This window comes from Paenibacillus liaoningensis, from assembly GCF_059609455.1.
This window is the reverse complement of record NZ_JCAALU010000005.1, coordinates 121,977-136,411: the sequence shown is the minus strand read 5'-3', so window position 1 is coordinate 136,411 and position 14,435 is coordinate 121,977. Positions and strand designations below refer to the sequence as shown.

Below are 14,435 nucleotides of genomic sequence, written 5' to 3'. Positions count from 1 at the left end.
TATTTCGATACGGCGTGGAAGGTTTCCTGCCTATTTTCTTAATTCTGCTTTAAAAGATTGTTCTAATCCAGCAACGACCTTGCCATGCAGCTCGGTCACTTCTTCATCGGTCAGCGTGCGTTCTGCATGACGGTATACAAGAGAGAGCGCTACGCTCTTTTTGCCTGCTCCCAGCTTCTCGCCTGTGAACACGTCGAACACGCGTACGGACTCAAGCAGCTCGCCAGCCGTTTGCCATGCGAGGGCAGTCAGTTCGCCTGCAGGCACTTCCATATCCAGCACGACAGCAATATCACGCTGCATCGCAGGATAACGCGGCAGCGCCTTGTAGACGATTTCGTCGCCAGCCAGCTGATAAAGCGGTGCAAGCTCGATTTCCAGCACATACGTATCTGCCAGGTCGCTCTCGAGCTGCAGCGTTGGGTGAAGCTGACCAACGTAGCCGATCACTTCTGTGCCATGCTCAGTTTCCAGTTGAACAGCTGCCGTTCTTCCCGGGTGAAAATGCTCCGGCTGCGCCGCGGCATAACTCACCTTATCGGCAATGCCGAGTACAGCAAATACAGTTTCCAGAACTCCCTTTGCATCATAAAAATCAACAGCAGAAGCTTTGCGGTTCCACTGCGGCTCTACACGGTTTCCAGTCAGCAATGCCGCAAAGCGATGCTTCTCCTGAGGAAGACGCGTCAGCTTCTCTTCTTCTGTGTGGAATACGCTGCCGATTTCAAAAATGACAGCCGATTCATTTTTGCGATTGCGGTTATAGGCTGCTGTTTCCAGCAATTGCGCGATCAGCGTCGTCCGCAGCACGCTGCGCTCCTCGCTCATCGGCATCGACAGCTTCACAGCCTTCGTCGCTTCACCCGACAAGGCAGGGAACAGCTGTGTCCGTTCAGGTCCTGTGAACGAATAGCTGATGACTTCATGCAGGCCAGCATCCGTCAGACGCTTGCGCAGCTCGCGGCGAATCGCTTGCGGCTTCGTCAGCGCCCCTGGCGTTACATCTCCGAAAATCGGTGTAGTCGGAATGTTGTCATATCCGTAAAGGCGGGCAACCTCCTCAATCAAATCTACATCATACGAAATGTCGCCTCGGCGCGATGGCACTTCCACTTGGAATACGTCATCTTCACTAACGCTATAGCCGAAGCTTAGACGATTCAGAATCGTTTGCACTTCAAGGCTGGAAAGCGAGGTGCCTAGGTAGCGGTTGATTTTAGCCAAAGCTACTTCAACGACCTGCTGCTTCGCCGGAGCTGTCGTCACTTCCACGATGCCCTCCGTAGCGAGTCCGCCTGCAAGCTCCGTAATCAACGCAGCTGCGCGGTTCAACGCCGGAATAACGCGGCCCGGGTCCACTTCCTTCTCGAAGCGAATGCTGGATTCTGAGCGAAGGCCGAATTGGCGCGATGTTTTGCGAACCGTTCCACCATCAAATCTGGCCGATTCCAGCAAAATATTAACCGTATCGCCCGTTACCTCCGAATTGGCTCCACCCATAACGCCCGCAAGCGCGATTGGCTTCTCGCCGTCTGTAATGACGAGCATTTGCGGCTCAAGGCGGCGCTCTTGGTCATCTAGCGTAAGCATCGTTTCGCCTTCATGCGCCAAACGCACGTCGATTCGTCCGCTTTTCACTTGATCTGCGTCAAAGGCGTGAAGCGGCTGGCCATACTCCAGCAGAACAAAGTTCGTTACGTCAACGACGTTGTTGATTGGACGAATACCTGCGGCAATAAGGCGATTTTGCAGCCACAGCGGAGACTCGCCAATTTTCACGCCTTTAATGTAACGCGCACTGTAGTGGAAGCACTGCTCAGGAGCGCTGATCGTCACTTGTACATGGCTGTCTGTACGCTCGGAAGCATGAGCAATTTCCGGCTCAGGAATACGCACCTCGCGTCCAGTCAATGCGCCAATTTCATACGCCGTGCCGATTACGCTGAGGCAATCCGAACGGTTCGGCGTCAAATCCAGCTCCAGCACCTCATCGTTCAGCCCAAGCACGTCAGCGATTGGCGTTCCGATTACCGTATGCGGCGGCAATACGAGAATGCCTTCCTGCTGCTCCTTCGGCAGCAGCTTGTCATTAATGCCAAGCTCTTTCGCCGAGCAGATCATGCCCTGCGATTCTACGCCGCGCAGCTTTGCGCGCTTAATATGCAAATCGCCCGGCAGCTTTGCTCCAACGGTAGCGACTGGAACGAGCTGTCCCGCATCGACATTTTTGGCTCCGCAGACGATTTGCAGTTCTTCGCCTGTGCCTACATCTACTTTGCACACGTTCAGCTTATCCGCATCCGGATGCTTCTCGCGCGATTTGACATAGCCGACAACGACGCCTGTCACTCCCTTGTTGCGGGATTCCACCTCGTCGATCTCAATGCCTCCGCGCGTCATTTTTTCGGCAAGTTCTGCGCCCGTAAAGCCAGATAAATCAACATATTCATTCAACCATTGATACGAAATTTTCATCGCTTTGCTCCCCTTCCTTTCCTGCTACATTTTCGCGAATTGTTGTAAAAACCGAAGATCGTTCGTATAGAAATGACGAATATCGTCAATGCCGTATTTCAGCAGCGCAATTCGCTCTACACCCATGCCGAAGGCGAATCCGCTCACTTCGTTCGGATCGTAGCCGCCCATCTCCAGTACGCGCGGGTGCACCATGCCGCAGCCGAGAATTTCCAGCCAGCCCGTCTGCTTGCACATCCGGCAGCCATGTCCGCCGCATTGCGCACAGCTTACGTCAACCTCCGCGCTTGGCTCCGTGAATGGGAAGAAGCTTGGACGAAGACGGATTTGCGTTTGCGAGCCGAACATTTGCTGGGCAAATTGCAGCAGCGTGCCTTTCAGATCGCTCATGCGAATGTTAGGCGCAATGACAAGACCTTCAATTTGATTGAACTGGAAGGAATGCGTCGCATCGTCATCATCGCGGCGGTATACTTTGCCTGGACAAATAACTTTGATCGGCTTGCCTTTCATCGCTTGCATCGTTCTCACTTGAACCGGGGATGTTTGCGTACGCATCAAAATATCGTCGGTAATGTAAAACGAATCCTGCATATCGCGCGCCGGATGGTTTTTCGGCAGGTTCAATGCCTCGAAGTTGTAATAATCCGTCTCTACTTCTGGGCCTTCCGCAATCGTATAGCCGAGCCCGATGAAAATATCTTCAATTTCCTGGGCTACCTTGTTTAGCGGATGTACGGCTCCAGTTGGCAATGCTTTACCCGGCAGCGTCACATCGATCGTCTCGCCGCGCAAGCGCGCTTCCGTCTCCGCTTGCTGGAATACCGCCTGCTTCTCTTCAATAACGGCTTCAATCGCCGTACGCACGTCATTGCCGACTTGGCCGATAATCGGACGCTCCTCGGCGCTAAGTCCGCCCATGCCGCGCAAAATTTCGGTTAGTGCGCCTTTTTTCCCTAAATATTTTACCCGCAGGTCGTTAAGCACTTGCGGATTGTCTACCTGCTGCAGCTCCTGCAGCGCTTCGCCGCGCAAAGCCTCCAAACGTTCCTTCATCTGATGCTCGCCTCCTCATTCTTTTGAACAAACAAAAAAGGCCCCTTCTTCCCGCAAGGGACGAAAGAACCGTGGTACCACCCTAATTCGAACAATCTGCTTATTCCCTCTCTGTACGGACAGGGATAGCACTAGCTTGCTCCTCAATCCCGTTAACGGCGGGAACCGAAACATTCCTACTTGCGGGCATGCAGCACCTGCTGGCGCCACGCCGGGTTCAGAAGTCTGCTCAGGAGTGAACTTCAGACAGCCTGTTTTCACGAAAGACGCTCTCAATCCATGGCGACTTCTCCCTGTGTGAAGGCACTGCTTACTTTTCTCCGTCTCAGCATTTCAACTCATATGGATACAATATCTTTTACATTATAAGCAAATGAATGGCGCGATGCAATAACTGGCACGCAATTTGCCCGAGTTAAGCTCCCGAAATCGGATTTTTGCCTTTGGTAAAGCTGACGCTATCCGCCTTCCATATGCCATTCACCTTGATTATTTTAGTGCCTCGCATAATGAATTCCGTTTCCCAAGCATCATGGCCAATGTCCAGCGATTGAAGAAAGCTTCCTGTTGTTTTGGTTCTATAGCTGCCAGACGTTACTGGATCTTTAAACGTATAATTATACTCCAGGCCTTTATTTTGAATGATGACATTAATGAGTCGGTCGGTAAAATAAGGCTTGAAATAAGTGCGAATCTGCTTCACGGATGATACATCGGCTGCTTCGTTTAATTTATCAGACAGCTGCTTCAGGCGGGCTGCCGATGCTTTTTCAGCGGCCAAAAGCTTAACCGGCTCCACATATACAACAAGCTGCTTCCCTTCGAATGTAATCGTTGCGACTTGGCCATATGAATTCCAGTCTACACTTGCACCCAGCATTTGGCTGACGAACCGCAGAGGAACATAGGTCGTGTTGTTGATTAATTGCGCCGGTACGTCGAGCTCCGTTTCAGCTTGATTGACAAGCACCTTTTTTGAGTTAATCGTAAGAAGCATTTCAATATCGTCTTTTTGGATTTCAATCGTTTGAAGCTTCTGGCTCCACTCTACAGCAGCCCCCATATTTTGTGCAACATCGCGCAGCGGAATAAGCATCCGGTTGTCCTTCAATTTTCCATTCGTAAGCTCTATAGGCCGATCAGCCGCAAAAACAGGTGCCGAAAGGGCTGGAAGAGCCAGCAGTGCCGCTGCCATTAAGCCCAACGCGAATTTTTTCAACATCATCATAACCTCCGTCATCAAAAAGTAGCGGTTGTCTTATCTCTGTAAATTATTTAGACGTGGAGCATCTAAAAAAGTTACTTAGCTAGCAAAAAAGCGCCATCTTTGAAAGATGGCGCCGCCTGCTTCAAGCAGCCGCTATTCTAATAAAGTCTGCTTGACAAATTGATTGAATTTCCTGAACTGCTCGATTTCGCGCTCATGTGTCACTTTGAAATCCGATGCTTTTTTCGAGCGGCTTTTCAGCGTAATTTCCAGCCCTTCAAGCTGCAAATAATAGCGGGTGCCGATATGATAATGACGGCCTTCATAGAGACAGGATGCTCCGAGATAGTTTTGCAGCCATTCAGCTTTATCCGGCTGCTTGTCCCAGTTGTCCGTCAGCCAAGCATACAAATCAGGCTGGAAACTGGCGAGCATGCCGCTGTATCCGCCGCCACCCAATTGCATTACTTCAAGTACATGAGGATTGTTCGCTACAAATATGTTAAGCGGAGTGCCTTCCGCTGCCTTGATTTTCGCTTTAATTTGCTCCAGATTGTTGCTGCATTCCTTCATAAAAGTAAATCTGCCCGTCTCTGCACACCATTTGACAAGCTCTGGCGACAATAGGCGGTGATAAGGAATTGGACATTCATAAAGCCCAAAGGTCACATCAGGGAACGTCTCCAAAATCGTTTGCGCACGTTTTTTCCAAGCTTCTTCATCTTCATCCTCGGCAGCCAGACGGTTCGTTACGAGTACGAAGGCATCCACGCCCGTTGCTGAAATTTGCCTAATCTCCTCAAGCTGCTGCTGAAAGGACTCCGAAATGTGGCCTGAAGCCACGACAGGCACTCTTCCCGCCGTCTTTTCCTGCACGAAGCGCGCTACCGCTACCCTTTCCTCCAAAGAGAGATGAAGCATTTCACTGGACAAGCAAACCGCAAACAACCCATGCACGCCATTGTCTATGTACCAATTAATCAGCTGTTCCAGAGCCGGATAATCAACCTCATTATCCTTGGTAAACGGTGTAAGCATAACGGGCCAGACGCCTTTCGGTGCTTGCTTCACTTGCATTTAAACCCCGCCCTTCACATTTTGATCCCCTACATGTTACAACAGATATATAGGCTTTGAAACCGCTTTAACTTATTTGCACTGATATTTAAACAACACCTCTGAAAATATATTATTTTTAAACAAAGGCTATGTTAAATTCTAATGTTGATTTATGACCATAAGAAAACCGCCTTTGCGAAAAGGCGGTTAATTAAGCTAACGTCTCCCGTTTAGCGTAATCACCTTAAGTGACAAGGTCATCTTACCGTCTGGTAAACGAGACCTATGGCTCCAGAATCAAAGGTCTTGTTTTCGATTAGCTTAAGATTGATCTTCTCCTTGAGACCTTGGAATAACGGCAATCCCTTACCGATCAGGACGGGAGAAACCGTAATTTTATATTCATCAATTAAATCAAGCTGCATAAGGTGGTGTGCGAACCTAGGGCTACCGAGGATGACCATATCCTTGCCTGGCTGCTGTTTGAGGTTATTGATCTCTTTCTCGACATCTTCTTTCACGAGTCTGGAATTATTCCATTCGACTTTCTCCAGCGTCGTGGAAAAAACGATTTTGGCTGTCTTTTCGATCCACTCGGCATGATTCCGTTCATGCTGCGAAGCTGATGGGTTCGAAGGCACAGATGGCCAGTAACTGTGCATCATCTGATAAGTCCCACGCCCCCAAATGACAGTGTCGGCAGTATTCAGAATTTCTTTCGCGTGTTTCTCCAAATCAGCATCGTAGGAAACCCAGCCAATGTCCATTTCACCATTCGGCCCTTCTACAAAACCGTCAAGCGATGCGTGCAGAAATAGAACGAGTTTTCTCATTTTCAGTTCTCCTTTGTTCATGAGGAATATCTACATTATAAAGGTTTAACAAAGCCTAAACAAAAGCAACGAAAAACAGCTCCGTCCATCTTTACGATGAGCAAGGAGCTGTTTTTAGACTCGCCTATTGTTGAATAATGGCTTCGGCCTCTATTTCGACCAATAATAGCGGATCAATGAGTGCTTTGACTTCTACCATCGTGGATGCTGGTTGAATCGTGCGGAAAAACTCGCCATGCGCCTTGCCGATTTCTTCCCATTTTGAAATGTCGGTAACGAACATTCTTGTCCGCACAACATCGGACATGCTCGCCCCTAGTTCAGCCAAAGCTTTCTCGATCGTTTGCAGCACAAACCGAGCTTGCTCGTATGGATCTCCTTTGCCTACTACTTCGCCATCTTTCATCGCCGTCGTTCCTGCGACCTCAATCCGGTTGCCAACACGAATGGCGCGGCAGTAGCCAACAAGCGGCTCCCATGGAGAACCTGTAAATACCTGTTTTCTGCTCAACCTGCTCACTCTCCCCACATTATCATTTGTGCTTCCTTTTAATCGTTGTCTTCATGCTAACTATCGCTTAAAGGCTCCGTTGCTATTTCCACACAAGTTCCTTGGTCCCGCTCGCTCTTTACACGAAGCGTCCAGCCCATCTGCTTTGCTCGTTCACGCATCATGCGAATGCCATAGCGGCCTTTCGCCTCCAACTGCTCGGCGTCTGCCCCTCGCCCTGTATCCACTACGATACAATGAAAGCTGCCCAGTGCTCCGCCTTCAAGCGGATAACAGGCGATGCTCACATGCGCCTCATGTGTATGCTTGCGAATATTCATCAGCGCCTCGCGCACAATTGCCATCAGCTCGACCTTCTCTTTGTCCGACAGCGCATGCTCAGACAATTGCCAATTAACTTCAGCAGTATAGCCCCCAGCTTCCCGCAGCTCCTCGGCAAGGGAATGAATGGCTGCTCGCCAAGGCCCTTCAGCAGGACTTGCAGCTGTTGACGATTTCAAGTTGGCAATGGACTGGCGAACATCCTCATACACGTGCCGGACTGTTCCACGAATTTGTTCAGTCGTCTGACGAACACCCTCCGGTGTATGGGCGTGCTCCAAGCTGTCCAGCTTCACGGAAAGCAGAAACAACGACTGCGAAATGCCATCATGCAGCTCACGCGCCAGCTTCTCGCGCTGCTCAAATGAAGATTTCGACAGCCGTTCGCGCTGCAGCGCATCCTGCATTAGCTCTAAACGCTTGAACAAACCGCGCAGCAGCGTCAGTGTAACTAGAAACACGAGCACAGGAGCAAGCACATTGCCCAAATCCATTGAAATGTATGGCAGCAGGAACGCATGCCGGACATATTCCCAAAGCCCAATTATAAGTGTTGGAATCCACAAGATCAACCATTTCAACCATCGATATGACACTCGCTACCGCTCCCAGCTTGCATTAATAGTTTTCAAAATCGATGCTTTCTTCCACCTTTTCCCCACTCTTATCGACCACTTGCAGCTCGGCCGTCCATTTCCCGGGGAATGGGATGTCCATTTGCTCTGCATGGTACGACGTTCTCACAAAACCAGGAAACGATTCATACGACTTATCCTCAAAAATCGCCAGCGGCACCTCAAGTGGCGCAAGCTGCTGTCTGTCACGCGAATGCAGCACCAGCTTTACTTCAGAAGGCTCTCCCAGCTGCTCCGGCAGCCATATTTTCACCTCGAATTGATTCGTTCCTGGCTCATTAGGCGTTATATTAACGGTAAAATGTCGCGTTTCCCCCATCTTATGAAATCGGACTGGCGTATTGTCTGGTAGTGGGCTCATATAGGTGAACACGCCGACAATGAGCGTGATCGCCAGCATTAAGCCTGCATCCACTTTCAGCATCAAGCCGTGTGGCAGCTCCCCCCGCCGAACACGTGCCCGAAGCAAAGCGCCTGTGACGATGACGAGCGCGACCAGCGCGATTTTCACAATTAGCCATATGCCCCAGCTTGTATAAAATAAATACGACAGGCTTGGCAGCAGCAACAGCGTAATCGCCGCACCCGTAATGACAAGCAGCGCCATGGATATCCAAGCTGCTGTCGTAAAGCGTTCTGCAAACCGTCCCGATTCCTTCCGATCAGCAAACCATAGACCAAGCAAAATCACCAAGCCCCCGCTCCATACAGCCGCACAAGCGAGATGGATAAAATCAAGCACGATGCCCAAATTCATATTCGACTGCAGCGCCGCCACATGGCCGCTCCAGCTCTCAATAGCAAGCAGCAGCAGCGCCCAGATGAGCTTGAATGTATCGTTTGCTTTAATAACGACAAAGCCAAGTAGCGACAAGATAAGAAGCGCAAGCCAAGCTTGGCCGGTATTCGTTTCGGTGAACAGCCTCACCCATTCCGCCCCTCCGCCTCCGTAGCCTTCCATCAAGCTTCGCGCACTGGCGAATACATACATTAGAGAAGCCAGCAGCAGCACCCGCATCATTGGCAGGCTCCATTGCTGCATTCGTTTGCGCTGTTCATCGCTTCCTGAGCGAATGCCGCTGAACCACAGCATCATTCCGGCCGCCAGCAGCAGCGCGGTGTAATACACAATTCTTGCTGTATAAAATAAGGCTGTGCCGACACTAAGTCCACTGTCATGGCCGTGATCCATATTTTCCATCTGGTCATGTCCAACCTGCTCATGCGGATTAAAGCTTGCCGCCAGTGTTGGGAAAGCACCAGAAATCTGCTTAGGCTCTAAGATTCGCGCTGCATGTGCATCGGCTGGCATGAGGCCAGCTAACAGCACAGCGCTAAACAGAAGCAAAGCCAGCACCGCATACAAAGATGATATTCTGGCAGGTGAATGTTGTATAAGCTGTTTGCTCCGGGAAATTAATTTTAAAATCATGCTGCAAATCCCTTCCTTCAGTTATCCTCTTGCAACATTTTACCTTACAAGACAGCAAAGGACAATTCACAAGGCACGGCTGAAACATTGTATAACCTACCCTTGGAGCGTGCATCATGAAGGAGAAGGAACGGCATCATATATGTACAATCAACTATGTACAGGAGGAGGAAATGCCTACATGGTGTTTAACAGCAGCTACACAATCGCTGATTTGAATCATAATGAGGATGCCCTTGCAGAAATAAAACAATTAGAGCAGCGGCTGTCCGACCAAACCGGAGCAGCCATTACTCTAATTGCTTATAACTATGAGCATGATATTACGGCTGAACGTACCGATTAATCATTTCAACTAGCAGATCGTTAAGCGGCTTCACCTCGTATTCCCCGGCAGCAGGCTCCAAGTGGCCGCCGCCTATTCCGCTGTCATCCGTCAAAAACAAGTATGTCCCTCCCGTCGCCACCGCCATAAAGCGCAGCAAATATTCCGTTTGTACATCTACACCGCTGGAGGCGACGGGAATTATACGGATGCCCTCGGCCGCTGCCGTTTGGATCAGCTCCTGAATTTCATTAACTACTTTAGTGTTATAATGCGGCGGAGCATCCAATACGAGGAACAACAGCCTTGTCCTCGCCTGGTCGCTCCAGTCATGTCCATGAATGGCATCGCGCAGCGCTGCATCCACCGCTTCGGGATAATCGCCGCCGCCATCAGCCTTTTCCGCTGCCAATTTCCGGACCACCTGATCGACATCCTTCGTAAACGGAAACGACTTCACCGTATAATCATCAAATTTATCCTTATAAAAATTGGCACTGAGCCGTATATCCAATTGCTGGCCATGCTGCTCGCCTACCCTGCCGATTACATCCTTCAGCTCGGCCTCCAAATAGCGCAGCTCATCCTCCATTGAGCCTGTCGTATCCACAACAAACATAATTTCGACTGAATTGGCGAGCTCAGCTTCGCCTCCCAAATCAACCTTGAGCGTGCCTTGCTCCGGCAGGCTAATCTGGTCTATGCTCTTTTGGTACTGGCCTGCCTGCACCTCGACTTTATAATGGCTTTGCTTATCGTTTTGTTCTTTATTATAAAGTCCGGCAAATAAATAAGCTTTTCCATCCGTATTTGTACGCGCTTCCCATACTTGCTCGCGCTGATTGTCACTTAGCTTTACAACAGCATCGGATACTGCACGCCCGCCTGATGTCACAACGACCTCAAGCCGGTTAAAAGCGTGAAACGACCAATAGCGGGCATTGTCATCGCCCTCTTTGCTATTGAGCAAATTGCCGAAGCGCTGCCATGCGGCCAAATCATCCCATTCACCAGCTGTAAGCTGTCCTGCCTTCACTTCCGCCTGTTGCGAAGTATAACGCCTGTCTCCACTTTCTCTGCGTTCACTTTCAGGAGCAGGCTCCGTTGTTTCGCCTTTGCTTGGTGCTTGGTCCCCTCCGCTATCTTCAGCATTTTTAGTTACAGTATCTTCCGTTGTGTTATCTCCTGTTGCTGTATCCCCCGGTTTCGTGGAATTACTCCGATCAGAGCCGTTATTCATGCTGCCAGAGCAAGCTGCTGCCAGCATGAAAGCGATAATGATGACCATTGTGCGAATTAAGATGAGTTTATTTGTATTTTGCATCTTAAATCCCCCTTCTATCTTTTTCCATTAGACGATTGCGGGGCAATGATTGTTGCATAAAAGCATATTCAACATTAAAATGATTAACAGGCTGCAGCGCTGGCTTGTCCAGACCATATGCGGCGTTTTTCTTAGGAGGATAAACGGATGGAAACGATAGCGTTAACCAATATTGAAATGACCTATCAGCAGGGGACTCGTCAGCTTACTTTTACAAATGCCGACTTATTTTTAGTGACAGACTTTGGCTCGGCTTTGTGGTACGTCGATGCGAACGGCATTGCAGATGCCGATGTATTGAAATGGTTCAATCAAAGCGAGGACATTCGAATTGAGCTGCGCGTCACCTCATTGGACAATCGCAAATTCGAAGGTACCGCTTATTTCCACCCTAATGAGAAGCATTATGCGGCAGCGATTCGCGGCGAAGGCGAATTGCGTCTTATAAATAACGAACAATAATCGTGGAAATATTGAAAAAAGGAGGAATTAACTGACATGTCTATTACTACACGTCTGGTTCAAAATCAGGAAGACCGGAATGCCGTATTTGAAGTACGGCGCAGCGTATTTGTTGACGAGCAGGGCGTCCCTGCTGCCAATGAATATGATGAATTTGAAGATACGGCCCAGCACCTGCTTGCCCTCAGCGATCAAGTGCCAGTAGGAGCAGGAAGAATACGAGTAGTGGGCGGTGCAGCCAAGCTGGAGCGCATTTGCATTTTGGCAGACTACCGCAAGCTTGGCATTGGTAAAATCATCGTCGAAGCGATGGAGCAAGCAGCCGCAGCCCAAGGACTTACCGCTGCCAAGCTAAATGCCCAAACCCATGCAGAAGGCTTCTACAGCAAACTGGGCTATCGCACGGTTTCGGAGATTTTTTTGGAGGAAGGCATGCCTCATGTCACGATGACCAAGCAGCTTGTACAGCAGGCCTAAAGCCCGTCAATCCAATACAAAAAGCCCTGGACAGCCGCCTTCCAACATGGACGGACTTTCCAGGGCTTTTCAATTGTATAGCTGCTGTAAGGCAGCTATTATTTGCTATGCGATAATTCTGGCGTTGTCATACGGTCATAGAAATCAACCGCTTTATCCTTGTCCTCGGAATCGCGAAGCGCCATTGCCGAACGCGGATGCTCGTCCAAAATACCAGTAATCATATAAGGAATAATGTAGCCCCACTCTTCCTTCTCACTAAGCGGAATCATGTATTTCTCGATCATATCGAGTACTGGGCGTGTTTTGTATCTTGGGTTTTGCAGTTGGGATACGAGCAGTTCTGTGTTGCAGTTGCCTGCTGCGCGGCCCATGCCATATACGGACGAATCAAGCAGCTCGACGCCGCCCTCAGCAGCAATAAGCGTATTAGCGAATGCTAGCTGCAAATTGTTGTGCATATGCGCGCCCAGACGTTTGTTTGGAAGATACTTGCGGAACTTTTCCGTCAAGTAGCTTACATCATTCGGCTTCAGGCTGCCGTAGGAATCGACGATGTACACAACATCAACAACGCTGTCATTGATCAATTCGAACGCTTCCAGCAGTTGGTTTTCCATTACATTCGACAAGGCCATAATGTTCAGCGTCGTCTCATAGCCACGGTCACTGAATAGTTTAACCAGCTCAAGACCCTTGTCCACATCTTTCGCATAACAAGCGACACGGATCAGATCAAGCAAGCTTTCGCTGCGCGGCAAAATATCGTTCTCGTCTACACGGCCTACGTCAACGAGTGCAGACAGCTTCGTAGTTCCTTTGTTAGGAATAACGGTTCTCAGAAACTCGTCATCCAGAAAACGCCAAGGACCGGCACTTTCTGCGCCTTTGAGCAGCTTTGGCGAGTTTTTATAGCCAATTTCCATATAATCAACGCCAGCATCGTTCAGGCTTTTGTACAAGTGCTGGACAAACTCTACGCTGAAATCCCAGTTGTTTACTAATCCGCCATCGCGAATAGTGCAATCGACGATTTTACAATGACTTGTTTTTGAATTCATGTAAAGGCTCCTTCTGACTGTACGTCGCTAATCTTTAACATCCATCATACTTGAAATGCCTATGAAACGCAAAAGAAATTTGCCCGTTTCTGACGTCATAAATCGGCCTTTTTAAGCACCAAGCAGCTCTTCTGCTTTCGCCTGAAAACGTTCATGAAATTGCTTGACCGCCCGGATATCCATCTGCTGTCCATTGATCCGGTTGTAAACTTGCTCATCCGTCGTCGCCAGCACATCCAAAAACTGAGACACAATTTGAGCCGTTACCGTTTCCGGGTGCTCCTTCACCAGCTTTTGATAGCTCGCCTTGACCTCGCTGAGCAGCCGATACGTTTCCATATCGAATATGGGCGTATTATTGAGGCCATAAATATACATCGATAAGTAGCTGTTTAAATAAAGCTGCTCGATTTCCGGGCGCTCTGCTGAGTTTGGGTACGTCTTAATATAGTTTTCCGACAAAACGGCGCGATTCGCCAGCTTGTCCCACGTTATGATCAGTCCGGCATCCTTCGCTGATACCTCATTGGATTCTACCGCCCGCAAAAAAATATAATCGTTCATCTGCTGTGATACGTAATTTTTGTAAACCTTTTGCAATTCAAAATCAATGATCGGATAAATGGTGCCCTCTACCATAATCAGCTTGTAGCCGCCCATCAGCTTCGTAATAACAAGCTGCTTCACAGCGGCATCCTGAATTTCGGCGGCGTTGGAAGCCGTAATCGGCCATTGCTGCTGGAGCAGCACCTCCTGCACATTATTTTCAAAAAAAGCGTCCTGCGTTCGTTCTAGATCATTGTTATAATACGCATTCAGCTCGCGTATCATCGTATCCGCCCGCTCCTGTCCCGCTTTCGACATATTTTCGTTCAGGAATGAGACTATTTCGAACGGCTCCTTCGCATTTTGCACCGTCTGGCGGTATTGCTCCAGCAAATTGTCTTTCTCTTGGGGGACACCTTGAACAACTGGCGAAACCTGAGCCCCAGCATGGGAATCCCGTCGTTCCTCTGTATTTTTATTGTTGCCGCTGCAGCCTGCAATGAATAATGCAAAAATAAGAACCAAAATATTCCATCTATAGTTACGACTACGCACGTCGTTATTCACCTCAATCGTCATGTTCACCTAGCCCTCTCACCCTAATAGTATATGCCACATTATCGTCAATATCCAATAGACGCATGAACAGAGCGGAAGTTACGGCAAAAAAGCGCGGAAGCAGGCCTCCGCGCAAACTTTTTTTAAAACACA

The 14,435-nt window shown here is 49.3% G+C and carries 14 protein-coding genes; 3 read left to right on the top strand and 11 right to left on the bottom strand.

The features are described 5' to 3' along the window. Nucleotides 1-30 precede the first annotated feature (30 nt). The 8 genes from pheT to AC6B99_RS08420 form a co-directional block, all read right to left on the bottom strand. Nucleotides 31-2,475 carry a phenylalanine--tRNA ligase subunit beta gene (gene pheT / locus AC6B99_RS08455; protein ID WP_494878508.1) on the bottom strand — a complete coding sequence of 815 codons (2,445 nt, stop codon included), beginning with the start codon at nucleotides 2,473-2,475 and terminating at the stop codon, nucleotides 31-33. Between the two features lie 24 nt (nucleotides 2,476-2,499). Next, entirely contained in the window at nucleotides 2,500-3,531 is a 1,032-nt protein-coding gene (pheS, locus tag AC6B99_RS08450) for a phenylalanine--tRNA ligase subunit alpha (protein WP_056034361.1), read from the bottom strand. Between the two features lie 415 nt (nucleotides 3,532-3,946). Then, nucleotides 3,947-4,759, bottom strand: a complete 813-nt coding sequence (locus AC6B99_RS08445; protein ID WP_496663185.1) for a copper amine oxidase N-terminal domain-containing protein — start codon at nucleotides 4,757-4,759, stop codon at nucleotides 3,947-3,949. A 132-nt stretch (nucleotides 4,760-4,891) separates the two neighbouring features. Further along, the gene (locus tag AC6B99_RS08440; RefSeq protein WP_056034357.1) at nucleotides 4,892-5,815 is read right to left on the bottom strand and encodes a dihydrodipicolinate synthase family protein; all 924 of its coding nucleotides are present in this window, start codon (nucleotides 5,813-5,815) and stop codon (nucleotides 4,892-4,894) included. 239 nt (nucleotides 5,816-6,054) lie between these two features. Next, entirely contained in the window at nucleotides 6,055-6,630 is a 576-nt protein-coding gene (locus AC6B99_RS08435; protein WP_494878512.1) for a dihydrofolate reductase family protein, read from the bottom strand. A 124-nt stretch (nucleotides 6,631-6,754) separates the two neighbouring features. Further along, a complete protein-coding gene (locus AC6B99_RS08430; protein ID WP_056034351.1) occupies nucleotides 6,755-7,141 on the bottom strand; it encodes a RidA family protein in 387 nt (128 codons plus the stop codon). 56 nt (nucleotides 7,142-7,197) lie between these two features. Next, nucleotides 7,198-8,058 carry a sensor histidine kinase gene (locus AC6B99_RS08425; protein WP_496663184.1) on the bottom strand — a complete coding sequence of 287 codons (861 nt, stop codon included), beginning with the start codon at nucleotides 8,056-8,058 and terminating at the stop codon, nucleotides 7,198-7,200. A 22-nt stretch (nucleotides 8,059-8,080) separates the two neighbouring features. Next, nucleotides 8,081-9,529, bottom strand: coding sequence for a CopD family protein (locus AC6B99_RS08420; RefSeq protein ID WP_496663183.1), 1,449 nt, complete (start codon nucleotides 9,527-9,529; stop codon nucleotides 8,081-8,083). A 181-nt stretch (nucleotides 9,530-9,710) separates the two neighbouring features. On the opposite strand from AC6B99_RS08420, the gene AC6B99_RS08415 reads away from it, so the two are divergent. Then, the gene (locus AC6B99_RS08415) at nucleotides 9,711-9,875 is read left to right on the top strand and encodes a hypothetical protein (protein WP_235533130.1); all 165 of its coding nucleotides are present in this window, start codon (nucleotides 9,711-9,713) and stop codon (nucleotides 9,873-9,875) included. On the opposite strand, the gene AC6B99_RS08410 is transcribed toward AC6B99_RS08415, so the two are convergent. After that, the gene (locus AC6B99_RS08410; protein ID WP_496663182.1) at nucleotides 9,853-11,178 is read right to left on the bottom strand and encodes a VWA domain-containing protein; all 1,326 of its coding nucleotides are present in this window, start codon (nucleotides 11,176-11,178) and stop codon (nucleotides 9,853-9,855) included. The two genes, AC6B99_RS08415 and AC6B99_RS08410, sit on opposite strands and share 23 nt — an antisense overlap. A gap of 147 nt (nucleotides 11,179-11,325) precedes the next feature. Here AC6B99_RS08410 and AC6B99_RS08405 point away from each other — a divergent pair, with 147 nt between their 5' ends. Both AC6B99_RS08405 and AC6B99_RS08400 read left to right on the top strand, forming a co-directional pair. Further along, nucleotides 11,326-11,640, top strand: coding sequence for a hypothetical protein (locus tag AC6B99_RS08405; RefSeq protein WP_056034340.1), 315 nt, complete (start codon nucleotides 11,326-11,328; stop codon nucleotides 11,638-11,640). Nucleotides 11,641-11,682: 42 nt separating this feature from the next. Continuing rightward, nucleotides 11,683-12,117, top strand: a complete 435-nt coding sequence (locus AC6B99_RS08400) for a GNAT family N-acetyltransferase (protein WP_235533138.1) — start codon at nucleotides 11,683-11,685, stop codon at nucleotides 12,115-12,117. A 98-nt stretch (nucleotides 12,118-12,215) separates the two neighbouring features. On the opposite strand, the gene AC6B99_RS08395 is transcribed toward AC6B99_RS08400, so the two are convergent. Together AC6B99_RS08395 and AC6B99_RS08390 are read right to left on the bottom strand one after the other, a co-directional pair. Then, on the bottom strand, nucleotides 12,216-13,178 hold the full coding sequence (locus tag AC6B99_RS08395; RefSeq protein ID WP_496663181.1) for an aldolase catalytic domain-containing protein: 963 nt from the start codon (nucleotides 13,176-13,178) through the stop codon (nucleotides 12,216-12,218). A gap of 111 nt (nucleotides 13,179-13,289) precedes the next feature. After that, complete coding sequence (locus tag AC6B99_RS08390) at nucleotides 13,290-14,309, bottom strand: hypothetical protein (protein ID WP_494857812.1); 1,020 nt, start codon at nucleotides 14,307-14,309, stop codon at nucleotides 13,290-13,292. Nucleotides 14,310-14,435: the final 126 nt, after the last annotated feature.